We start from the raw sequence: 23,085 nt of genomic DNA, 5'->3' as shown, positions 1-23,085 counted from the left end.
CTAGAACTCAATAGGCGACTGCGATCACCACCAAGTTGAAAGGAATAGCCAATGCACACTCTTCGAAAGCTAGTCACACCGAGCGCTTCAAAATGCGCTTTGCTGATGGTTGCCGTAACCGCATCACTTGTTGGTGCGTGTTCGTCGGGTTCCACGGGAGGTGGCTCCGATGGCGGTGACCTCTCTGGTCAAACTATTACCGTAATCGACGCCCAGGGACACCCGCAGTTCAACGAGGTTTGGGACAAGATTCCAGAATTCACAAAAGAGACTGGCATCGAGGTGAATCTGATCCTCAACGATACGCAGACGATTCGGCAGAAGGTGCTGAGCGCCCTCCAACTGAATCAAGATACATATGACGTTGTCACGCTGCCGAACGACACAGTCTCTGCCGCAGGCCCGTACCTCGCCGATCTCAATGGCTTCCTCGGCGACGACTCGGCATTCGAGAAATTCCAATCACAGCAACCGGGATGGGCACAAGAGAAGGACCTATTTGAAGGTAAGCTTCGGTATTTGCCCTTCTACGCGGGAGGGTACGGTGTTGCCTATCGGACCGATCTCCTCGAGGACGCGGCCAATCAGGCGGCATTCGAGGCTGAGTTCGGCCACGCCATGCAGGTCCCGCCGGAGAGTCCGGAGTCTTTGCTTGAGTTGGTGCAATTCTTCAATGATCCTCCGAACCGCTATGGCATTGTTGTCCCTGGTCAGGGCGAAACCGGCCGCAATGTCCTCGAGGAACTGATCTTCCGCTCTGGGCTCACATGGCAAGAGAACGATGGAACGGCGGGTTGGGGCCCGGGGCAGACCGACGCTCAGGAAAGAGTGGCCACGGCCGCAGCCTATCTGCAAGACCTCGTCTGGAAGCATGGCGCGGCACCGAAGGAATTGACAGGTATGGCGACAGATGGTGCCGCAGCGTTCTTCAACAATTGCCAGGCGGCCATGTACATGGACCTGATCTATTTGAGTTGGAGCAAGATCAAGGAATCAGAGTCGAAGTGCGGCCCGGTCTCAAGTTTCAGAGTACCGCCGTTCACAAGCGACGCTGGAGAGTTCATCTCGTTCTGGATGCACTCGATTCCGGAATCCAGCAAGCATAAGGAGGCGGCTTGGAAGTTCCTCGAGTGGTTACACTCGGAAGAGAACCTCGGCTTGGCGGTCGCGAGTCCGAATGGGACTTTCGTACCGACCGACGCGATGGTCGCAGAGAAGGCTGTTGGGGAGGGCGTGCTGCCCGACGCGGTGGTGGACGCGGTGGGAGAGGGCACCGCATTCCTGATCGATGGGAACACTTCAGCTATTCGGCTTGCCTTGGATTCCCCTTATGACAAACTCATGGCGAACCAGATTTCGCCAGCGGACTTCGCCGCCAGTTCCGGTGAAGCAATTGCGAAGATTGTGGAGGGCTCATCCTAGAAGAAGGCGTAGAGGGGCGGCGGCGCGCGACGTCCGCGTGGACGCTCGTGAACCGCCGCCCCATCTCGAGCAGCGATAAGGAGCTAGAGCAACACATGGCTGTAGTGAACAAGACTGGACGAGTGCACGCGCGCGTGCAACGGAGGATTTACTGGTTGCTCTGCGTGCCAGCAGGGCTCGTCTTGCTGGTGATCATCGGCGTACCGGTGGGATACACGCTGTACCTGGGCACCAGGAACTATGACCTCCTGAACCACCTGACCACCGGGTCCGCGGGGCTTGACAACTACGGCCGTGCCCTCAAGGACAGTGGCCTACATATGGCGATCCTGCGGACTCTTGTTTACGTTGTGATCACTGGACTGGCCGACCTCGCCCTGGGCTTTGTGCAGGCGCTGATAGTGTTCAGCGTTCGGCGGTGGCTCGGCCGGGTACTAAAGATGATTTTCATACTGCCAATACTTCTGGTGCCGTCGGCAGCGGCCACTTTCTGGGCACATATCATGTATGGTCCGCCCTTCTCACAGGTCAACCGGATTCTTGGAATTCCCTTGGATCTACCAATATTGGGAGACAGCAGGACGGCCTTTATTGGACTCTTGGTCACTGTCATTTGGGCGTGGTCTCCTTGGTCCTTCATTCTGCTGTCGAGCGGCATGCAGTCCCTAAACCGAGATCCTCTCGAAGCCGCTCAGATAGACGGAGCCAATTTCTGGCAGAGGGTAAGGCACGTCATTTGGCCGATGATGATGCCCGTTGTGTTCGTCACTGTGGTTTTCAAGGCGGTGGCTTCACTGAACACATTCGCATTCCCGTGGGCAATGACGAAGGGCGGCCCCGATCATAGCAGCGAAGTGTTGGCCACGTACATATACAACAACTCGTTCACTCTCCTCAACTTTGGATACGGGTCGGCGCAGTCGATCCTTGTGCTCATTCTAGGAATGGCTGCGGCCTGGTTCGCCGCCCGAGCAGTGGTACGGAGGTCCTATGTCTAGTGTGATCCAACCCGTGACTGTCGCGCGCCGACCGCGGAACTATCATCGTCTCGCGGTAAAGATAGGGCTCGGCGTTGCTGTGGGTGTGATTCTGCTGTGGGTTCTCCTTCCGCTTTACTACCTATTCGTGACCTCGCTCTCTCCGAATTCCGAACCGGTCCTTGGCTGGTCGTTACCTAGGCAACTCACGCTCGAAAACTATCGCAGTATAATCCTTGGCGGTCCTGGGCAACCGGTCATTTGGGGCTTCATGCTCACTAGCATAATCGTGGCAGGCGGCGCCATGTTGCTGTCTTTCGTGGTGGCCTTCCCGGCGGCCTATGGGTTGTCGCGATTAACGCCAAGCAAGGGTGCCAATCGGGCTTACGTCAGTTTCCTTGGTCTTCAAGCACTACCGACTATTGCTCTAGTGGCGGCGTTTTACATGTTGTATTCGAAACTGGGACTCCTAAATACGAAGCCTGGGTTGCTGTGCGCTTTGCTGACGATCGGAGTTCCGCTTGAGGTTTGGGTGCTCAAGGCGTTCTGCGACGCCATTCCGAGGGAGGTCGAGGAGGCGGCGACCCTCGACGGAGCTGGGACTCTGAAGCGGATGGTTCGAATCATCATTCCTTTCATGGGCGACGGTATCGCGTCAACGGCCGCATTGACCTTTCTACAGCTATATGTCGATTATCTGTTCGCTGTGACCTTGACTGATAGTTCGTCGTCGACGGTCCCGGTCTATGTGACAGGGTTCCAGAATGAACTGTCGGTGAATGTGGGTGCGACGTGCGCGGCCGCTGTCATCAGCATGATTCCTATGCTGGCCGTGTTTGGGGTGGCTCAGCGGTACAGCAAGGGCATGGCGTTGATGGGGGCGTGACCAGATGACGGCGAACGAAGCAATCGGAGGTTACGGACAGGACTTGTGGTCTGAGGAGGGGCCGCGCCCATCAGAGGGTGGAAACGGCGACGGTGGGCCGGGCTTGACAACCCTGCTGTCAGCGTGTCAATCTGATTCGGCACGCGCACATCTGCGCGGACAACGAACCGGGCCCACCGGAAAGCCGAGTGGAGAGTGCGGGTGTGAGGCGTGAGTCGGCCATCGAAGATCGTGGAAACCGTAGCCGATGCGGTGGCTGGAGTTGCCGACGGCATGACTGTTCATGTTGGCGGCTGGGGCGGCATTGGCGTTCCCGACTTGCTGATTCTGGCTTTGGCCGAGGCCGGTCCGAAGAGCTTGACTATCACAACTAACAATTGCGGTATGGGTCGGCCGGGGGATGTTGGAGAACTGTTCAAAGCTGGCTGTGTGGCGAAAGTGCTTACCACCTTCCCGGTCCATCCGGGAGCGACCGCGTTTCGTGCGGTTTTGGACGCAGGCGAGGTTGACCTGGAAGTGGTGCCGCAGGGCACTTTGGCCGAGCGCCTGAGAGCTGCAGGAGCCGGGCTAGGCGGCTTCTTTACCCCGACTGGGGTTGGCACGCCCGTGGCCCAGGGTAAAGCGGAGCGAAGGTTTCATGACCGCACCTATATATTGGAAGACCCGCTCCCGGGGAATTTCGCTTTGATCAAGGCTGCTCAGTCCGACCCGTTCGGGAATCTGCGCTTCCGCTATGCGTCCCGCGGCTTCAATCCGGTGATGGCGATGGCTGCATCTACGACCGTGGTCCAGGTTCAAGAGCTGGTCCCGTTGGGCGCCCTTGCGCCGGATGATGTGCATCTTTCAGGCGTTTTCGTCGACCGCCTTTACGTCGAGGGTGCAGGGAAATGACTGAGTCGACGGGCTGGGGCAAGCGGGAGCAAGCTCGCGAAGTCGCCGCTTTGCTGGAGCCGGGATGGGTTGTGAACGTGGGCGTAGGCATGCCTGTGTTGGTGCCAAGCGAGGTGAATCCGGCCGACGGCGTTGTCTTCCACTGCGAAAACGGGCTGATCGGCTACAGGACGCTTCGTGAGGAAGAGCAACCGGATCCGGATATAATCGATGCCCGGTGCGAACCGATTCAGCTAGTGGCCGGAGCGTCCGTGGTCGCCCACGACATTTCTTTCGGCATAGCCAGAGGGGGGCGGCTGGACGCTACGGTGCTGGGTGCCTTCCAGGTTGCGGCTAATGGCGATCTCGCGAACTGGAGTGTTGGTGGCGGCCGGGTGGCCGGCATCGGCGGTGCGATGGACCTCGCTGTGGGAGCCAGACGTGTCATCGTCATGCTGAAGCACAACGATCGGTCTGGGAACCCGAAGATCGTCGAACGATGCACGTTGCCATTGACAGCGGTCGGCTGCGTCACCGCGATAGTCAGCGAACTCGCGGTGTTCGACGTGACTCCCAACGGGCTGCTGGCCGTCAAATTGGCACCAGGTGTTGACGCGGGCTATGTCAAAGCGCACACGGGAGCACCGCTGCGATTCGCCGCGAATGCAGCACCGGGCGGCTGAATCAACTATGACGGGATCAGCCAAGGGAGCCGACGGTTCTTCGGCCTTCCGCGACGAGACGCCCGCGAAACCGCAATTCACTTTTCGCAGAGAGTAGGGTCATCAAGATGGTCAGTGCGTTCATATATGACGCAGTTAGGACGCCTTTCGGGAAGTTCGGCAGGGGTTTGGCCGGAGTCCGCCCCGACGATTTGGGGGCTTTGGTGATCAGGGCCATCCTGGAGCGCAATCCCGATCTGGATCCCGCATCAATCGACGATGTGATCTTCGGCAACGCCAACGGGGCCGGCGAGGAGAACCGCAACCTGGCCCGAATGGCGTCGCTGCTGGCTGGACTTCCCGTTTCCGTGCCAGGTGTGACTGTCAACCGCTTGTGCGCTTCAGGCATCGAAGCGGTCATCCAGGCGTCTCGCGCGATTGAGGTCGGTGATGCCAGAATCGTGGTGGCAGGCGGCGTCGAGTCGATGTCCCGCGCACCGTGGGTTTTGCTGAAACCGGACCGCCCGTTCCCTGCTGGAGACCAGACTCTGGTTTCGACGGCGCTGGGATGGCGCCTGGTCAATCCTTCAATGCCGGGCGACTGGACGGTGTCTCTGGGTGAGACGGCCGAACAAGTCGGAGAGATGCTAGGTATCAGCCGCGAGGCTCAGGATGAATTTGCACTGCGCAGTCACCACTTGGCGGCTGCGGCGTGGGCGGAAGGCCGTTATGCCCTGGACACGGTCACGGTTCCCGGAACCGGCCTGGTCGTTGACGAGTCGATCCGCGAGGACACCACGCTGGAGGCGTTGTCAGGCCTGAAACTGGCCTTTCGCGGACCCGGCCAGACGGGAACGGTAACGGCCGGGAACGCGTCGCCATTGAGCGATGGTGCCTCTGCGGTCCTGGTCGCCGCCGAAGGCGTGTTGCCCTCCGCTCCGTTGGCGCGTGTAGTCGCCCGTGGACTGGCAGCCAACGAGCCCAATTTGATGGGGATCGCTCCAGTGCCAGCCGCCGCCCAAGCGCTCGGACGGGCCGGGTTGAGCTGGGATGACATCGATCTGGTGGAGCTGAATGAGGCATTTGCTGCGCAGTCCCTTGGCTGTCTCAAACTATGGGAGGGTCTGGATCCCGCGAAGGTCAATACAGACGGCGGCGCGCTCGCCATTGGTCACCCGTTGGGAGCTTCAGGTGGTCGACTTGTGGGACACCTGGCCCATTCGCTCAGACGGCGAGGCGGTGGGCGGGGGCTGGCGGCAGCCTGCATTGGGGTGGGCCAGGGCCTCGCTGTCATTCTTGAGGCATGAACCGGTGAACTGCGCTCGGTGGCCCGGAAGTGCAGTTGGAAGTGCGACCGACTGTTCTTTGCGACCGCAGGTCCGCCATGACGACCGCCCCGCTGCCGAACCAGTGCCAGAATTGCTGGATCCATAGCCCTCTGGTCTCTGGCGTAATGGCTTTGGCAGGACTGTAATGATATGTGAAGAAGGCCGAGCCCTCGAAGGAGAAGACTGTGCCCAACTGCGTGATTTGGAACCAGCGGCGCATATGGGGAAAGGCGGAAGACGCAGTTGTCGGCGAAGGGGTTCGACTGGAAACCCAAGACTTCGCTTGGGCTTGGGCTGTGCAAGGGACGGCGGCGTGATTGGTGATGCCGCACCCAAAATCGTATTGAGGAGGTCTTAAGACTATGGCTTTGTTGGAGAACGATCCGGCGGTCTTCGCCGCTGAGGCTTTGCGCGGCTACGTGCTCGCGAACGCCGACCGCGTGGTGGCGGTGCCTGGAGGAGCTGTGCGAGCGACGGCTTGTCCCGCTGGACAAGTCGCGGTGGTGATGGGCGGTGGCTCGGGGCATTTTCCGGCCTTTGCCGGATGGCTTGGGCCAGGGTTGGTCCACGGGGCGGTGTGCGGGAACATTTTCGCATCTCCAAGCGAGGCGCAGGTGGTCTCCTTGATACGCGCTGCGAATAACGGAGGCGGCGTGCTGTTGCTGCCGATCAACTACGCCGGCGACATGCTGCATTTCGGGGCAGCGGCGGAGACGCTGAGAGGCGAGGGCCTAGACATCCGCATGGTGAAAGTGACCGACGATATCGCTTCGGGATCACCCGAAGAGCACTTGAACAGGCGCGGGATCGCCGGCAGCTTCCTGGTTGCGAAGGTAGTGTGCGCTGCCGCAGAGGAGGGCCAGCCGTTGGACGCGGTGGAGCAAATAGCGCTCGCGGCGAACCTTGCCACCCGGACTTTCGGCGTGGCGCTGACAGGGTGCACCCTGCCTGGCGCGGACTCGCCGCTCTTCACCGTGCCCAAGGGCGCTATGGCAGTTGGCTTGGGAATCCACGGCGAGCCAGGCATAGCAGAAGCTCCGGTTGGGAGCGCCAATGACGCCGCCGATCTCCTTGTGGACGGGCTGTTTGAGGAGCGCCCGCCGGTTTCCGGCCAGAGAGTGGCTGTGCTGGTGAACGGACTGGGCACCACCTCGCCCGACGAGTTGCACTTGGTCTTCGCGCGAGTCAAGGACCGCATCGAGGCAGCGGGCATGGTTCTGGTCGCGCCTTTGGTGGCTGACCTGGTCACCAGCCTCGACATGGCAGGCCTTTCGCTCTCCATCATGTACTTGACCGACGAATTCGAGCGACTGTGGCTCGAACCGGCCGACTGCGCGTATTTCGGCCGTGGCTCGGTCGGCGCGCGGGACCGGCGCGTGGTGGCTGAGGCGAAAGACGACGAGCAGGTAATTCCGCCGGCTTCGGCGGAGTCGCAGGCGGTGGCCGCGCAGTTAGCCGGCATGTTCGAGGCAGTGCGGGACTTGCTGGCCGCCGAGGAGGCCGCGTTGGGAGCCATCGATTCGGTGGCTGGTGACGGGGACCATGGAGCCGGCATGCGGCGCGGCTCGGCCGGGGCGGCACGGGCGGCACGCGCGGCGGCCGAAGCTGGCGCGGGCGTGAAAACGCTGCTGAAGTGTGCTGGCGAGGCTTGGTCGAATGACGCCGGCGGGGCCTCGGGGGCGCTGTGGGGCGGCGGCCTGGCTGCGGCTGGGGCGGTGCTCGGCGACCAGGGCGCGCCGGATGACGCTGCGACTGCTGCTGCGGTGCGCGCTTACCGAGACGCCATCATCTCCCGTGGCGGTGCGCAAGTTGGCGACAAAACGATGGTGGACGCGATCATCCCGTTCGCCGCCGCGCTGGACCGTGAGGTCGCGGCCGGTGCGGACCTCGGATCGGCGTGGCGTGCCGCAGCGGCAGAGTCGACATCAGCTGCCGCCGCGACGGCCGAAATCGTTGCACGGGTCGGGCGGGCCCGCACCCATGGCACCCACTCGCTGGGCACACCGGACGCTGGTGCCACATCATTTGCCATGATCGTGACGAAGCTGGGTCAGGGGACTAGTGCAGTCTGAAATTCTTTTTTCTATTGACTATTCGCAGGAAAGGAAACTGTTTCAATGAGTGAAATTACACGCGCAGATCTTGAGCGTGTCATCGAGGCTTCGAACGGCGTGCTGCGGCCCGAAGTGTTCTGGAATTCGAATTTCTGGACACCTTCGGGTCGGCGGATGAACTTGCCGGACGACCAGGTCGACCGGGGGGAAGCGGGAGAGGTGGTTGAGCGTTGGCTGGCGTCCACAACCGAGGTTGACGGCCCGGGTGTGCCTCCGGGGACTGGATTGAGCACCGTCCAGGCATCCACAGGGGACCGCTTCCTGCTCAAAGACGCCGAGCAGTTGGTGCCCGGACTGGTGATGGGCGCGGAATATGCGGCGACGCATTCGCATTTGGGCCGGTTGTGCAAGATTCTGGACTACGGTTACCGGATCCCGATGCACATCCATCCCCCGCAGGTTCACGCGGACCTGGTTCACCAGTCCTCGAAGGACGAGGCCTACTATTTCCCGTCGGGCGTTGACATGGGTCCGCAGCCGGAGACGTTCTTGGGTGTGCATCCGTGGCTGGTCGGCCAGGGGGCGCAGGACTTGATCCACGAAGAGTTGGTGGCTTGGGATTCCGACGAAATCCTGGCTTACTCCCGCGGCTACAAGCAGATGTACGAGGAGGGGTTCTACGCGCCTTCGGGTCTGCTGCACGCCCCGGGCAGCGCGCTCACAATCGAGTTGCAAGAATCTGCGGACACGATCTCCTTGTTCCAGGCGTGGTCGGTGTGCCGCATCCTGGACAAGGCGATGTTGTACAAGAACATCACCGAGGAGGACAAGGCCCGGCTTGCGGAAAGGGCTCCCATGCGTTGGGTCGATTGGGAGTTGAACGCCGACCCGGACCTTTACGCCAAACTGCACATTTCTCCAGTTGTGTTCAGCGAGGGACCGTGGGGCAGCGAGGCCTGGATCTTCCACGGCAACTACAAGAAGTTCTCCGGCAAACGCCTGATCGTCAAGCCAGGGGCGAAAGCCACAGTCGTCGAGAAAGGTGCGTACAACCTCCTGGCGTGGAAGGGCACCGGCACCATAGCCGGCGAAACGGTAACGGGGCAGGTGCCCGGTCAAGACGAGTTGTTCCTGTGCCATCCGACCGCCACCCAGGCGCACGAGGTGGTCAACACCGGAAGTGAGGACCTCGTCATCGTCAAGTTCTTCGGCCCGGACGTCAACCCGGACGCCCCCGCGTGCGGCGTTGACTGGGACGGTCTGAAGTTCTAGAACCGAACTAGCCGGAAAGCTCCTGGGAGGCAACCTTTAGGGTTGCCTCCCAGGAGCTTTCCGGCCCGATGCGGCCGAAAGAGCCCGTCCTTGTGTTTGGCCGGATCCGCTGGATCCGGCACGCTGCGGCGCACCGGGCAATGTAGAATCCCGGAAGTTGCGGAGAATGCCGTAGAGTGCTTTCGCGGGGAGTCCGCATTGGTGCGCGACACCGTGGGTCCCGGGTGACCGGAGACGCCGCTGGCGGCACCGATCACGGGCACCCCACGCTTCATGGCCGGTGCTACGCGTCGGCGACCACAGACACAATGAACGATTCAACTACTAGCTAGACGAACAGGGAGGGCGGGCCGTGGAAGAGCGCCCCACAGAATTCGTGCAGTCCCTCGAGCGCGGACTGGGGGTCATCAAGGCTTTCGATGGAGACCATCCGGCATTGACGTTGTCTGAGGTCGCGGCTCGCTCTGGGCTGACTCGTGCTGCTGCCCGGCGCTTCTTGATCACGTTGGAGATCCTCGGCTACGTCCGTTCGCAGGACCGCCGCTTTTCGCTGCGGCCTGCTGTGCTCGAGTTGGCGCATTCCTACCTTTCTTCGATGAACCTCCCAGAGATTGCCATGCCGCACTTGGAATTGCTGGCGGCGCAGGTGGAGGCCGCATCGTCGATTTCGGTGTTGGACCGCAGAGATATCGTCTATGTGGCTCGGGTCGCCACGAAGAAGATTATGGCGGTCAACATTAACGTGGGGACTCGGTTCCCTGCCGCCGCGACCTCGATGGGGCGGGCCATTTTGGCGTTCTTGCCGGCGGGGGAGTTGGAAGAGCAGTTGCGAGACCTGCGCTTGGAGGCGCGCACGCCGTTCACCATCACCAAGATGAAGCCGCTGCGGGCGGAACTGGATCGGGTCCGGGGTCAGGGCTACTGCTTGCTTGACCAGGAGTTGGAGGTCGGGCTGCGGGCCCTGGCCGCGCCCATCCGGGACACATCCGGATACCCCGTGGCCGCCATCAACGTCTCGATCCCGCTGCTGGCGCAATCCGTCGAAGAGATCATCGACAACTTCCTGGAACCGGTGCTGGGCCGCGTCGCGGCGATCGAGCAAGACCTCAAGGCCACCGGCTTCGTTCGCTCCTGAGGCCGCCGTTCCGCGAAACCGCCCAACAAGACTTCGCGAAACCGCCCAATAGAGTGTCGCGAGGCGCGGCTCCGCTCCGGCGCCGGGCGGATTGTGCGCCTGAGGATGCGGCCCATGACACTGACCGAGCGTGGAGTGGCCATTTCCGCGGTGCCGCTCGCGGCTTTGCTGGCTGGAGGACGCGAGGTGGTCGAGGGCCGATCCGAGCTGCGCCTCAGCGACTACGTCGAAGAGATCGTGTCCTCGGGCTTCACGGGAATCCGATCCGACCCCTATCAACTGCGCGGCCGGGCCATTGGGTCCTATGTCGAGCAGATCGTCGAGCGAGACATACCGGAGCTGGGTGAGGGCATTCGTCGGCTGGGCAAACTGCTGGCGTGGCTGACGGCCTATGCGGCCGCGAGTTCGACCACGGCATCGGGGGCAAGGATCCTCGCGTCCGCGACGCCGGGCCAAGACGACAAACCGAGCAAGAACACCGTGGCCGCATACCGGGCGCTGCTGGAGCGGATCTGGATTCTCGACCCGCTCCCCGCCTGGATACCTCAATTCAATCCGCTGAAGCGGTTGGCGCAGGCGCCCAAACACCACCTGGCCGACCCGGCTCTGGCGGCACGCCTCCCAGGTTCGACGCCCGAGTCGTTGCTCAGAGCCGAGGGCCCCCACCGAAACCCGGACTGAAGACGGTGTGCTGGCGGCGTTGTTCGAGTCCCTGGTCGCTTTGACCGTGCGCGTGTTCGCCCAGCCGTTGGAAGCCCGCGTCAGCCACCTTCGCACCCATCGGGGCGAACATGAAGTTGACTTGATTGTGGAAAGGCCCGATCACCGAATTCTTGCCATCGAGGTCAAACTCGGCGCCATGCCCTCGGCCCCCGCCGCGAAGCATCTCAATTGGTTGGAGGGTCAAATTGGCGACACTTTGGTGGACAAGGTGATCATCACCTCAGGCGGATTCGCGCACCGCCTCGAAGACGGGACCGCAGCGGTTCCGCTCGGGCTGCTGGGGCCTTGACGCAAACTGCCGCGATTCGTCGCCGCGATCAGGCGGGCGCCAACCCGGCGGCGATCTTGCGGAAGGCGGTCGCCGCCGCCGAATCCGGGGCCGAGGCCACAACCGGTGAGCCCGTATCCCCGCCTTCCCGCAGCGCCTGGTCCAGCGGGATCTGGCCCAACAGCGGAACCTCAGAGCCGACCGCCGAACTGAGGTTTTCGGCGACCTGGCGGCCACCGCCCTCGCCGAAAATCGGCACACGCGAGCCGTCCGGGGCCTCGAACCAGCTCATGTTCTCCACCACGCCCAAGATTTCCTGCTTGGTCTGCAAGGCCAAAGCGCCGGCGCGTTGCGCCACCTCAGCCGCCGCCGGCTGCGGCGTGGTCACCACGATCAAGCTTGAACCTGGAATCAGCTGGGCTATCGACAACGGCACGTCGCCCGTGCCGGGCGGCAGGTCTATCAGCAGCACATCCAAGTCGCCCCACAGCACGTCCGTCAAGAACTGCTGCACCGCGCGGTGCAGCACCGGCCCGCGCCAAATCACGGGCTGGCCGGGCGGCACCAGCATGCCCATTGAGAAGACCTTCACGCCTTGCGCCACCGGCGGAAGAATCGCGTCGTCAACCTGCGTCGGCTCGTTCTCCACCCCAAGCATGCGGGGCATTGAGAAGCCCTGGATGTCCGCGTCCAGCACGCCGACTGCCAGCCCCAAGTCCGCCAGCGCGAGCGCCAGGTTGGCGGTCACGGAACTCTTGCCGACCCCGCCCTTGCCGGACGCGACCGCGATCACGCGCGTCTTGGACCCCGGCTCCGCGAACGGGATGGACTTTTCCGGGCGGCCGCCGCGCAGCTTGGTCTTCAACGCCTCGCGCTGCGCCTCGTTCATGGTGGACATGCGGACCGTCACCAGCCCCACGCCGCCCAGTGCCGCCAGCGCGTGTTTGACGTCGCGCTCCAGTCGGTCCTTGAGCGGGCAGCCGGGCACAGTCAGCAGGATTTCGACCGTCACGGCCCCCGCCTCGCCAATCTCGACGGAGTGGACCATGTCCAGGTCGGTGATCGGCCGCTGAATCTCCGGGTCGATCACGGTGGCCAGCGCGGCCAGGACTTGTTCGCGTGTGGGTGTAGGCACGGCCGCCAATTCTACTTGCCGCTCGTCCCGCCCGCGTCCTGGTCGGGGCTGGGGGTCGGCGCCGGGTCGGCGGTGGCGCTCGGAGCGTCGGCGACCGGGTCTGCTGCCATGCTCGCGGCGGTCGGGCCGGCGCCGTTGCCGCCGCTGGTGGCCTGGGTGGTGCTGGTGGGCGGCCGGTCGGCATCGGCGGATTGGGCGCCAAACGAAGGCTGGGCGGACTCCGAACGGGACTCCTCCAACGCCTCCAAAAGGTCGCGCAACTCCGAGCGGAGGAAATCGCGGGTGGCGACCTCCTGCAAGGCGATCCGCAGGGCGGCGACCTCGCGGGCCAAGTACTCGGTGTCCGCCAGGTTGCGGGCCGCCTGGATGCGGTCGCGGTCCGCCGTGACCCGGTCGCGGTCGTCCTGGCGGTTCTGCGCCAACAGGATCAAGGGCGCGGCGTAGGAGGCCTGCAGGGAGAGCATCAGCGTCAACGCGGTGAAACCGCGCTGCGCCTCGTCGAAACGGAGATTCAGCGGCCCCCACGAGTTCCAAGTCAGCCAGGCGATGCAGAACAGGGTCATCCAGACCAAGAAGCGGGCGGTGCCCATGAAACGGGCGAAAGCCTCCGCGCCGCTGCCGAAACGGTCGCCGCCAACGGCCTCCCGGCGGCGGTCGAACCAACTCCGCTTCTTGTCGCGCGGTGTGTCTAGCCGGTCAGCCATGGGGCACCTCCTCGGCGGGTCCTAGCGATAGGTCGGTCAAATCGTCGTCCCCGGACCGCCAGTCCTCGGGGAGGAGGTGGTCCAGGACGTCATCGGCGGAAACGGCGCCCAGCAGGCGGCGGTCCGAATCCACCACCGGCAGGGCGATCAGGTTGTAGGTGGCCATCAGGCGGGTCACCCGCCCCAGCGGGTCGCCCGGGCTGAGCTCCTCGATGTCGGTGTCCAACACGGCGCCGATTGCCAGGTGCGGCGGCTCCCTGAGCAGCCGTTGAATGTGCGCCACGCCCAGAAAACGCCCGGTCGGCGTCTCCGATGGCGGCCGGGTCACGAACACCATCGACGCGAGCGCCGGCGACAGGTCGTGGCGTCTGACGGCCGCCAACGCCTGGGCGATGGGCGACTCGGGGGGCATGATCACCGGCTCGGTGGTCATCAGGCCGCCGGCCGAGTTCTCGCCGTAGGCCAGCAGGCGGCGCACCCCTTGGGCCTCGTCGGGTTCCATCAGTGCCAGCAGGATCGAGGCCTCGTCTTGGGGGAGCTCGTTGATCAGGTCCGCCGCGTCGTCCGGCTCCATGGCCTCCAGCACGTCCGCCGCCCTGGCCCTGCCCAGATGTTCGATGACGTCCAGCCGGTCGTCGTTGCCGAGTTCCTGCATCACGTCCGCCAGCCGGTCGTTGTCCAGCGCGGTCGCCACCTCCAGGCGCCGCCCCTTGGGCATGTCATGCAACAGATCCGCCATGTCCGCCGGCTTCATGTCGCCCCAGGTCGCCATCAGCTGGCCCACACCCTGCACGCCCGCCTGCCCCGCCAAGTCCGGCACGTCCCGCACGTCCACCAGCTCGGTCGGCCCGCGGTTGCGCCCGATGCCGCGCGCCCCGCTGAGGACCCGCACGAACAGTTGGGCGACCTCCCATTCCCCGCGCCCCACCGAATGCGCCTCAATGCCCACGTCTTCGATCAGCGCGTGGCGGTTGTCTTTGAGGACTATCCGCCGGTCCAGCAGTTCGGCCACCACCAGCGTCTCCACCGGGCGCTGCTCGAACCTGCGCATGTTGACCAGGCCGGTCGAGACGATCTGGCCCGCATCGATCGAGGTCACCCTTGTGAACGGCAAGAACACGCGCCGCTTGCCCGGCACCTCCACCACCAAGCCGATGGCTCTAGGGCGGCCCTTCAGGCCAATGGTGACGACGACATCGCGCGCCCAGCCGACGCGGTCTCCAATCGGGTCGAAGACGGCCGTGCCGGCCAGGCGCGCCACGAACACGCGACGCGAATGGCTCATGCGACCAGCCTAGTGGCGGGCGGGTTCGGGGCGGGTCCGCGAGCGGCCGCGAGTCCGCTGGCTCGACGTGTGCCCCCACCGTCTAGGCGAAAAGGACCGTCCCTTTTTTCAGCCGCGGAGGGTTGCCATCCAGGACTCGATGGCGTCCGCGCGGCGGGGGAGGGCCGCCGAGAGGTTCTCGGCCCCGGCCGCGGTGATCAAGATGTCGTCCTCGCAGCGGCAGCCGATCCCCCGGTACTCCTCCGGCACCGCCAAGTCCTCCGGTTTGAAGTAGAGGCCCGGCTCGATTGTGAAAACCATGCCCGGCTCCAAGCGCCCGTCCAGGTAGAGGGCCTCCCGGGCTTGGGCGCAATCGTGCACGTCCAACCCCAGGTGGTGGGAGGTGCCGTGGACCATCCAGCGGCGGTGCTGCTGCCCCTCGGGTCCGAGCGCCTTGGCCGCCGTCACCGGAAGCAACCCCCACTCTTCTAGACGTTCGGCTATGACCTGCATGGCGGCATCGTGCACGTCCCTGAAAAGGTTGCCGGGACGGGCGGCGGCGAAGGCGGCATCGGCGGCGTCCACCACCGCCTCCCAAACGCGGCGCTGCACGTCGGTGTAACGGCCGGAGACGGGGATGGTGCGGGTGACGTCCGCGGTGTAGAGGGAGTCGACCTCCACGCCGGCGTCCAGCAGCAAAAGCTCGCCGGGGCGGACGGGGCCGTTGTTCTTGATCCAGTGCAAGGTGGTGGCGTGCGGCCCGGCGGCGGCGATCGTCTCATAGCCGGTGCCGTTCCCGGCCACGCGGGCGCCCGTCTCGAAACGGGCCTCCACGACCCGCTCGCCCCGTTCGGCCGCGACCGCCTCCGGCAGGGCTTTGACCACGCGCTCGAAACCCTGGATGGTGGCCTGGACCGCCAGGCGCATTTGGGCGACCTCATAGGCGTCCTTGACCAGCCTTGCCTCCGATGCCGCCTCCGCCAGTCTCGCGTCGGGGTCCTCGGCCGGGTTGGGGCTCGGTTCGGCGAACGGCGGCGCGCCCGCCTCGGCGCGCACCTGGCTCACCGTTTCCGTGACGGCTTGGTCCGCTTCCTTGATGACCCGAAGCTGGACCTGGCCCGCGTCCTTGGCGAGCGCGTCCCTGAGTTGGTCCAGGTGCTCGGTGCGCAGCCCGGTCTGGGCGGCGACCTCTTGGAGGGAGGGGCGGCGGCCCACCCAGAACTCGCCGTAGCGCGAGTCGAAGTAGAACTCGGGGGTGTCGCGCGTGGCGGGAGGGCGGATGTAGAGGACGCCCTCATGGGTGGGCTCGCCCGCGAGGAGCGCCTTTTCGGCGTCTTCGACTGGTTCCAAGACCAGGACCGCCTCGGGTTCTTGGTCGGCGCCCAGGCCTGTCAGGTGCGCGAACGCCGAATGCGGGCGGAACCGGTAGTCCGTGTCGTTGGACCTGGTCCGCAATTGCCCGGCGGGGATGACCAAGCGGTCGCCGGGGAACTCACGGCCCAGGCGTCGGCGGCGTTCGGCGGCCGGGTCGGCGCTTTGGAGGCGCTCGCCGGCGCCCGGCTCAGGGGCGACGGCGCCCCAATCGCGGGCCATGAGCTCGCGGAACGCTTTGGAATTGGGCCGGCGCGAGCGGTTGTCGCCGCGCGCCTCGAGGGGCTGGTCGGTGCCTTGGTTCACCCTGCTACTTTAGGCCTTGTCCGCCTATCCGGGGCGGCGGCGGCGGCTTGGGGTGGCGGCGGCATCGGGCGTCAGGGGCTTCGGGTTGTGGGGTCCCGCGTGGTGGGGACCCGGTTCAACTGCCAACCAGCTGCCGCATGTGCTCGGCGTTGCCGACTAGAAGGTTCCCGCCCAACGACCACGCTGCGTCATCCTCGTCCAAGTCCAGGGTCCACAACTCGGCGCCCTCCCCTTGCAGGTCATAGGCGATCAACGTGCCATCGCTGACCGTGTATAGGACTGCGGTGCCGTACACCAGCGAGGTGGGCGTCCCGATCTCGAACCTTGACGCCTCGGTGCCATCTTGGCCGACCAGCATCGCGGCCCAGCCCCCGTCGCCGGGGGACTGCGCGAACATTATGGCCCTCGCGTCCGCGAGCAGCTTCGCGTAGCTCGGGTATTCGTCCCCGATCACATGCGCCCACAATTCCTCGCCGGTGGCGGCGTCGATGGCAGACACCTCGCCCTCCTCGACCGTTTCCAACAAGAACGCCTTGGCGTTGGAATCCCACACGCCGAAGGTCTCAGACTTGATGGCGGCGTTCCACAGGTCCTTGCCGGTCGCGGGATCGACCCGCATGACTTGGCAGTCTTCCCCGTCCGGGTCCTGCGTGGCCCGCAGGATCACGCCTTCGAGCGTCGACAGGTATTGGGTGTCCTCGTCTGGCTTGCCCAAGGAAGCCTTCTCCCCGGTCCGCAACTCGCGGTAGCCGTCCTTCGCCTCAATGTAATAGGCACCCCCCTTTCCCATCAGGCGACCGAGCCAACTCTCCGGGTCCGGAGAGTTTCCCGGATTAACGGTGTAACTCGAATCGGGCGCCTTCGCGTGCCAAAGCTCCGAATCCACGTCTTGCGCCGACCGAACAGACAGTTGGCCGTCCTCGGTTCGGACCACAACGTGGTCGCCAACGGTCGACCACTCGCCATAGGCGGTCGTGGTTCCCAGCACCGCGCCGCGGCTGTCCATGGCCACCAGCAGCGATTCCTCGCCGGCGTCTTCCCCGTTGCCCACATTCACAATCATGTAGTCCGAATCGGTGAACTTGAGGTCGTTGACCTCGGGCTGATCGAACCCCGAGGCCACCGCCAGGTCCACCGGCTCTTTCCACGCCGGTTCGCAGCCGTCGGCGAAAATGGCGGTCACGGCAGCGGCTTCCGACGGGCTCGCTGGCTTGCCTGTCGACTGCGCGACTGCGGCGATCAGGTTGCCCGAGGGGCTGAACGTGGTCAGGTAGACACTGTCGAAATCCCCGTCGAACAGCGACTCCGCTGTGGTGTCCGGGCCGAACTCCGGTTCTGCGAGGAAGTCCTCGGCGGGTTGATACCGAATCGTCGCGGGGGCGTCCGGGCGGGTGAAGAACCAGACCGACAAGCCTCCAAGCGCCACCACCAGCACGCTGGCGGCGGCGACGATCAACTTGGCGCGGCCCCGGCGCCTGGGGGCCGGCGGCTCACCCGCGGCCCAGGGCGGCGAGGAATTAGGCGGCTGGGAGGGCCAGGGTTGCGGCGGCGCCCCGGTTGGCGCGGCCGGGGCGGCTTCGGCCGCCGCCGGTTGTAGGGGGACCGGAAGCCCGCAAGCGCCGCAGAACCGGTCCTCGGGCGCCAATCGCTCCCCGCAGTTTGGACAGTACATCTCGCTCCTCCTTGGTCGCACCACAGCCCTGAACGGCGCTGGTCCCACCTGCGTCAACCGAGCGCGTGGCCGTTGCGGCCGGAATGCCGTCGGCCTTGGCGGCAACCGCGCGCAGGTTCCCGGATGGACCAACGCACAGCCAGCCTATTGGCGGGGGCAAGCGGCCGGGTCTGCTGCGAGCAGACAAATCGCCACGCCCTGGCCAATTCATCGGCGCCGGGCGTTCAAGCAACCTTCGTGGTCTTCTTGATCCGCCACTGGATCAGGATCGTCGTTTCAGTCGCACTTGCGCGGTTTCGACGCCTTGTGGGCGCCCCAAGTGCGACCTCCAAGCTCTTCTTGATCCACCAGTGGATCACGATCGTGGTTTCAGTCGCACTTGGCGTGTCTTGGAGGGGTTGGTCCGGGTGGCGCACGCGGGCCCTGACGCGCAGGGAGGGGGACTTGGTACCCAGGAAAGCCTGAGAAAATGGGACGATGCGGATCGACCTGCACACCCACTCCAACGTTTCGGACGGCACTGAGACGCCGTCCCAGGTGATGGCGGCGGCCAAGGCCGCCGGGCTGGACGTGGTGGGCCTGACCGACCATGATTCGACGGCGGGTTGGGCGGAGGCCACGGCCGCCGCCGAGGCGCTCGGGATTGGGCTGGTCCGGGGGACGGAGTTGTCGGCGCGGGCCAGCGGCATCACCGTTCATCTGCTGTCATACCTCCATGATCCGGCCTATCAGCCGCTGATCGACCTGATGGACCGGATCAAAGACGCCCGGCGGGAACGCGCCCAAGCCATGGTGGAGCGGTTGGCCAGGGACTACCCGATCGCTTGGGAAAGAGTTGAGGCCAGAGCCCCCGGGGGGATAGCGATCGGGCGGCCGCACATTGCGGATGAACTTGTGTCGTTGGGGGCCATCCCCGACCGCAGCGCGGCCTTCGCCCAGTTGCTGCACCCGCGCGGGCCCTACTACGTGCGCTATTGGTCTGTGGAGGCGCCTGCGGCCGTTGAACTCATCAGGGAGGCTGGCGGCGTCCCGGTGCTGGCGCACCCCGGGGCGACGGGACGTCAACGGATAGTGGGGGACGACGGCATCGGCCAAATGGTGGAAGCGGGGCTGGCAGGGCTGGAGGTCTACCACCGGGACAACCCGCCGGAGCAAAGGGAGCGGCTGAAAGCGCTGGCGGAGAAGCTGGGGCTGTTGACGACCGGGGCCTCCGACTACCACGGCGCGGGCAAACCCAATCGGTTGGGGGAGAACCTGACGGACCCGGAGACGCTCGCCGCCATCCTTGGACAAGGCGAGTTGCCGCTGGCGGGGGAGGGCCAGTGGGCGCGCTGATCGCGGTCGGTGCCAAGATCATCCTGGCTGGCGGGCTGGGATTCGGCCTCCGGCGGTCGGGCTTCGTCTCAGAGCGGTTCGCCCAGGACCTGGGGCGGCTGCTGATGCAGGTCATCACGCCGTTCGCGGTGGTCGTGGCGGCTTCGCGGCCGTACTCGCAGGAGTTGGCGACGGCGGTGGGGACCACGTCGGCGGTGCTGGCCGCCTACTTCGTGGTCTGCGTCTTGGCGATGCTGGTCCTGTCGAAGGCGTTGCCGTTGGACCGGGACACCCGGCACGCCTTCGTCAACCTGGTGACCTTTCCGAACATGACGTTCATCGGGATGCCGATCATCCAAGAGCTGTACGGCCAGGCGGGGCTGCTGTGCGCGGTGGCCGGGAACCTGATCTTCAACCTGGCGTTCTTCACGTTCGGGGAGCACAACATGGCGCCGGAACGGAAGTTCTCCATAGCGCGGGTGTTCAAAAGCCCGGTTGTGGTGGCCTGTGTCGCAGCGGTGGTGCTCTACTTCGTGCCGTGGTCGCTGCCCTCGGAGCTGAACGGGGCGCTCGGCATGATCGGGGCGGCGATGGCGCCGCTGGCCATGATGATCGTGGGGTTCGGGCTGGCAGATTCGGCCCCGGCAGACCTGATCCGCAATCCCTACGGTTACGCCATCAACTTCCTGCGGCTTCTGGTCTGGCCGGTCGCGCTGCTGGCGGCCGGGCGCCTGATTGGGCTTGACCCGCTCGGCGCAAACGTCGCCGCGGTCATGTGCGGGCTGCCGTGCGGCACCATGACAGTGGTGCTGGCGGCGCAGCACCGGACCGCGTACCAGTTCTCGGCTCAGACGGTGGTCCAGTCGAACGTTTTGATGTTCGCCAGCCTGCCGTTGGTGTTCTGGCTGGTTCAGAACTGGGTCTGAACAACGGCCGCCATGGCCGCGTCGGTCCGGCCCCGCCCGACTTGGGCGCGCTGGAACTTGTGGCGCTGCGCCGGTTGCCTTCGGCAGTCGGCGACCGCCAGCGCGCAGTGCACCGGACGCGCGGTGGGCCGGGCCGGACGCCTTCGGGCACGGTGTGACGTTGCTCACTTTCTTAGGTGGAAACCCTGAGAATCTCACGAATTGACGGCCACCGCCTTCTCTTCGGGTGGCCCCACCTGGTTAAATGGACTTGTCCCGGCTTCGCTCCTCAGCGGCGGCGCGTGTGCGCGCCGCCGAACGGTCGATTGGAGTCGGAAGAAGAATGGTCGTGTTTGGGCGGGTTGCGGCGGCTATCGCCGCCACCGCCGGGCAACGTGTGGACGGCTGGGGCGAGCTGCCAGAGGTGGTGCTGAGGCCAAGCGACGGGTCTGATCCGCAAATCGTCAACCATGAGGTTTGGATCAACGAAGCCCTGTGGCCGGTCGAACTCGGCTGCGTGGCGGATCCGCGCCTGGTCGGCCTGGTCGGCCTGACCTGGGTGGACCAGCTCGCGGACGTGGTCTTAGCGGTGACCCTTCCGGACGGCGGCCGCTTTGAGGGGCTTGACCGCCACACGGGCTGGATTGAGCATGTGCGGATTGAGGATTCCCTCGAGGGGCTGCCCGCAGGTCCTTGGGCGGGAACCGGATCCCGGCCCGTATGGCCGGTCAGGCCTATTGCGGGCGTTGGGGTTTGCTGCCTCAGCACCGGTCGCCTGACCACGGATTACGCCATCCCCTGGGCAAGCGTCACCGCGGCCGCCTGCCCATGCGCGCTGGCTGCGACCGTCCGGGCTGACCAGCTTCCGCTCAGAGTGCGGGCGGGTGAGGCGTGGGCCGCAGTCGCCGGGTGGTTCGCTTTGATCACCCGTCCGAGCCTGGGTACCTGTCAAACCCGCATCAAGCTGGCCGCCGGCGCTTTGCGCCGGTGGCTCGGCCTGGTCGCCCGGCCCGGCTTCGGTGGCGGCCTGCCAGGCGAACTTCGCTGACGGGACCATGCGGGCGGTGTCGGGGCCGCACGGGCAAGCCTCAGAAGGGCATTCCCGGTTGCCGGGCCGTGGCCGCTGGCCTGGCCAATGGCGAGTGGCCATAATGGGTGAGTGACCAGTGGCCCGCCCGACCGCAGCGAGGAGCGCTGGACGTCGGTGCGGGGTCAGGATTTCTGGCGTCCCCCGCTTCCTCCGCCCGCCCTCGACAGTCCGCTGGCCCAGCCTCAAAGCCGGTATCAAGGGCCGGTGCCCGGTGCCGCTGGACCATTCGCCCGCACCGATTCGGCTTCATCCCCGACCGATTTGCCTGCCTCTCCCGCCGAGCCTTTGACCCCGCCTGTTCCGCTGACCCCGCCTGTTCCGCTGACTCCTCCGCCTGCGGCGGTGCCATTTCCCGGAAACTATCCGCAGCCGTATTCCGCGCCGTACCAAAGCTCCGTGCCGCCTCCGGGCACCGGCTGGCCGCCTGCCGCCTCGAGGCCTTCCGTGCCGCCCCCTGTGGGCTATTCGCCTTCTCCGATGTCGTTTCCGCTGCCGGGAGCGGCGGCGCAGCCGCCGTACCAGGTCGGCGGCCAACCGCCCCGAGGCTTTGGGCCGAACGGAACGTACCCGACCAATCCGGTGCCAGGCGCGGCTGGCGGGGGATGGGGCGGGGGCTTCGCCCCGCCACCCCCGATGTTCGCCCCGCCCAGCCCGACGCCCATCATGTGGGGCGAGCCGAAGGCGGCCCGGCGACGGCTGAAGACGGGGCCGAAGCTAGTCGCCATCGTTGTGGCGTTCGTGCTGGCCGTTGTTGTGGTCCACCTGGCATGGAACAGTTTCACGCCGGAGCGCACACAGGTGCCCGTGGCGGAGAACGTGAAGATCGGCCCCAACGGGCTGCCCGAGGGTTACGTCTGGGCGGGTGACCTGCAGGAAGGCGGCGACAAGCTAATCTGCGGGCCGGTCACGTGGGAGCTGGTGGGGGACTATCCGGCGGGCGGCAGGAAAGCGGTCGAAGAGGCAGTGGCCCTGGCCAGCGAGATGACGGGCGTGAACATCCGGCCGGACAAGGACGTGCCGGTCGCGGCGGTCGAGATCACCTTCGAATACGTGCCGTCCGCGGAAATTCGGGGCGCCTCCAACGCCGCCTCTGCCGATTCGATCGGTTTGGCGATCACCTACCACACCAGCTTCGGGATCACCAACTCAGACATCATGCTGGACGAACCCTATTTTGAGCGCGCGTTGGCTGCGAACCATGACGAGGCGGTGCTGGTTGTGTTGCATGAGATTGGCCACGCCTTCGGCCTGGGCCACTCCGACCTGCCGGACTCGGTCATGTACGCCTACGCGACGGGCAAGACCCGCATCTTCGAGCAGGACGTGGCTGCCTTCGCGGCCGTGGTCCCCAAGTGCTGACCATTTGATCGGGGTCGGCTGACCGGGCCGGGCTGGTTGGGCCCGTTGGGCCGGCCGAGTGCCCGACGGTCCCCGCGCGCGCTGAAGCGGAGCCCCAAGCTCAGGGCACGCCGATCAGGGCTGCTGGACTGCCTTGCCGCCGCGGGTGCGGCGGCGGGAGCGTTTCGGGGCGCCGGCGCCCTGGGAGTCGCCGTGTTTGGGCGAACCGGACCGGTCGGCATCGGCGGCTTGGCGGCGGGCCGAACCGGTGGCCCGGGTGCGGGCCTTCGAGCGGCCGTCGGAACGGGAATCGGAACCGCGCGACCCGCCGCCGGAACCGCCCCGGCCCCGACCGGCGCCGTCGCGCCTGCGGCCGCCGGTCTCCCCCA

21 protein-coding genes are annotated in these 23,085 nt (G+C 65.4%); 15 read left to right on the top strand and 6 right to left on the bottom strand.

Going from position 1 to position 23,085, the window contains the following annotated elements; genetic code table 11:
* The first annotated feature begins 105 nt into the window (after positions 1–105).
* The 11 genes from LBC97_14630 (at position 106) to LBC97_14580 (ending at position 11,618) form a co-directional block, all read left to right on the top strand.
* On the top strand, positions 106–1,422 hold the full coding sequence (locus LBC97_14630; GenBank protein ID MDR2567266.1) for an extracellular solute-binding protein: 1,317 nt from the start codon (positions 106–108) through the stop codon (positions 1,420–1,422).
* Positions 1,423–1,517: 95 nt separating this feature from the next.
* Positions 1,518–2,420 carry a sugar ABC transporter permease gene (locus LBC97_14625; GenBank protein ID MDR2567265.1) on the top strand — a complete coding sequence of 301 codons (903 nt, stop codon included), beginning with the start codon at positions 1,518–1,520 and terminating at the stop codon, positions 2,418–2,420.
* Positions 2,413–3,285: a carbohydrate ABC transporter permease gene (locus LBC97_14620; GenBank protein MDR2567264.1), complete on the top strand. Its 873-nt coding sequence runs from the start codon at positions 2,413–2,415 to the stop codon at positions 3,283–3,285. The genes LBC97_14625 and LBC97_14620 overlap by 8 nt, the downstream gene beginning before the upstream one ends.
* Positions 3,286–3,495: 210 nt before the next feature.
* The gene (locus LBC97_14615) at positions 3,496–4,176 is read left to right on the top strand and encodes a 3-oxoacid CoA-transferase subunit A (GenBank protein ID MDR2567263.1); all 681 of its coding nucleotides are present in this window, start codon (positions 3,496–3,498) and stop codon (positions 4,174–4,176) included.
* Positions 4,173–4,838, top strand: coding sequence for a 3-oxoadipate CoA-transferase (locus LBC97_14610; protein ID MDR2567262.1), 666 nt, complete (start codon positions 4,173–4,175; stop codon positions 4,836–4,838). The genes LBC97_14615 and LBC97_14610 overlap by 4 nt, the downstream gene beginning before the upstream one ends.
* A gap of 107 nt (positions 4,839–4,945) precedes the next feature.
* A complete protein-coding gene (locus LBC97_14605; GenBank protein MDR2567261.1) occupies positions 4,946–6,124 on the top strand; it encodes a thiolase family protein in 1,179 nt (392 codons plus the stop codon).
* A 383-nt stretch (positions 6,125–6,507) separates the two neighbouring features.
* Positions 6,508–8,217 carry a dihydroxyacetone kinase family protein gene (locus LBC97_14600; protein ID MDR2567260.1) on the top strand — a complete coding sequence of 570 codons (1,710 nt, stop codon included), beginning with the start codon at positions 6,508–6,510 and terminating at the stop codon, positions 8,215–8,217.
* 45 nt (positions 8,218–8,262) lie between these two features.
* Entirely contained in the window at positions 8,263–9,471 is a 1,209-nt protein-coding gene (locus tag LBC97_14595) for a hypothetical protein (protein MDR2567259.1), read from the top strand.
* A 352-nt stretch (positions 9,472–9,823) separates the two neighbouring features.
* Positions 9,824–10,606 carry a helix-turn-helix domain-containing protein gene (locus LBC97_14590; protein ID MDR2567258.1) on the top strand — a complete coding sequence of 261 codons (783 nt, stop codon included), beginning with the start codon at positions 9,824–9,826 and terminating at the stop codon, positions 10,604–10,606.
* Between the two features lie 114 nt (positions 10,607–10,720).
* Positions 10,721–11,287, top strand: coding sequence for a hypothetical protein (locus tag LBC97_14585; protein ID MDR2567257.1), 567 nt, complete (start codon positions 10,721–10,723; stop codon positions 11,285–11,287).
* A 7-nt stretch (positions 11,288–11,294) separates the two neighbouring features.
* Entirely contained in the window at positions 11,295–11,618 is a 324-nt protein-coding gene (locus LBC97_14580; GenBank protein ID MDR2567256.1) for a DUF4143 domain-containing protein, read from the top strand.
* Between the two features lie 28 nt (positions 11,619–11,646).
* On the opposite strand, the gene LBC97_14575 is transcribed toward LBC97_14580, so the two are convergent.
* From LBC97_14575 to LBC97_14555, 5 genes are all read right to left on the bottom strand, one after another.
* Positions 11,647–12,732 carry an Mrp/NBP35 family ATP-binding protein gene (locus LBC97_14575; GenBank protein ID MDR2567255.1) on the bottom strand — a complete coding sequence of 362 codons (1,086 nt, stop codon included), beginning with the start codon at positions 12,730–12,732 and terminating at the stop codon, positions 11,647–11,649.
* An 11-nt stretch (positions 12,733–12,743) separates the two neighbouring features.
* Positions 12,744–13,436, bottom strand: coding sequence for a DUF1003 domain-containing protein (locus tag LBC97_14570; GenBank protein ID MDR2567254.1), 693 nt, complete (start codon positions 13,434–13,436; stop codon positions 12,744–12,746).
* The gene (locus LBC97_14565) at positions 13,429–14,721 is read right to left on the bottom strand and encodes a CBS domain-containing protein (GenBank protein ID MDR2567253.1); all 1,293 of its coding nucleotides are present in this window, start codon (positions 14,719–14,721) and stop codon (positions 13,429–13,431) included. Before LBC97_14565 ends, LBC97_14570 begins: the two co-directional genes overlap by 8 nt.
* Before the next feature lie 108 nt (positions 14,722–14,829).
* Positions 14,830–16,377 (bottom strand): aminopeptidase P family protein, encoded by a 1,548-nt coding sequence (locus LBC97_14560; GenBank protein MDR2567252.1) that lies wholly within the window; start codon positions 16,375–16,377, stop codon positions 14,830–14,832.
* A 115-nt stretch (positions 16,378–16,492) separates the two neighbouring features.
* On the bottom strand, positions 16,493–18,049 hold the full coding sequence (locus LBC97_14555; GenBank protein ID MDR2567251.1) for a PQQ-binding-like beta-propeller repeat protein: 1,557 nt from the start codon (positions 18,047–18,049) through the stop codon (positions 16,493–16,495).
* Positions 18,050–18,526: 477 nt separating this feature from the next.
* Here LBC97_14555 and LBC97_14550 point away from each other — a divergent pair, with 477 nt between their 5' ends.
* The 4 genes from LBC97_14550 (at position 18,527) to LBC97_14535 (ending at position 22,717) form a co-directional block, all read left to right on the top strand.
* Complete coding sequence (locus LBC97_14550) at positions 18,527–19,384, top strand: PHP domain-containing protein (protein ID MDR2567250.1); 858 nt, start codon at positions 18,527–18,529, stop codon at positions 19,382–19,384.
* On the top strand, positions 19,372–20,289 hold the full coding sequence (locus tag LBC97_14545; GenBank protein MDR2567249.1) for an AEC family transporter: 918 nt from the start codon (positions 19,372–19,374) through the stop codon (positions 20,287–20,289). Before LBC97_14550 ends, LBC97_14545 begins: the two co-directional genes overlap by 13 nt.
* 328 nt (positions 20,290–20,617) lie before the next feature.
* Positions 20,618–21,316 (top strand): hypothetical protein, encoded by a 699-nt coding sequence (locus LBC97_14540; protein MDR2567248.1) that lies wholly within the window; start codon positions 20,618–20,620, stop codon positions 21,314–21,316.
* Between the two features lie 519 nt (positions 21,317–21,835).
* A complete protein-coding gene (locus LBC97_14535) occupies positions 21,836–22,717 on the top strand; it encodes a matrixin family metalloprotease (protein MDR2567247.1) in 882 nt (293 codons plus the stop codon).
* A 114-nt stretch (positions 22,718–22,831) separates the two neighbouring features.
* Here the strand turns inward: LBC97_14535 and LBC97_14530 are convergent.
* A partial coding sequence (locus tag LBC97_14530) for a hypothetical protein (protein MDR2567246.1) occupies positions 22,832–23,085 on the bottom strand: 254 nt, incomplete at its 5' end.

This window comes from Bifidobacteriaceae bacterium (assembly GCA_031281585.1).
In the GTDB taxonomy this organism is placed as follows: domain Bacteria; phylum Actinomycetota; class Actinomycetes; order Actinomycetales; family WQXJ01; genus JAIRTF01.
The sequence above is the reverse complement of the archived record's forward strand: the minus strand, read 5'-3'. Positions and strand labels throughout refer to the sequence as shown.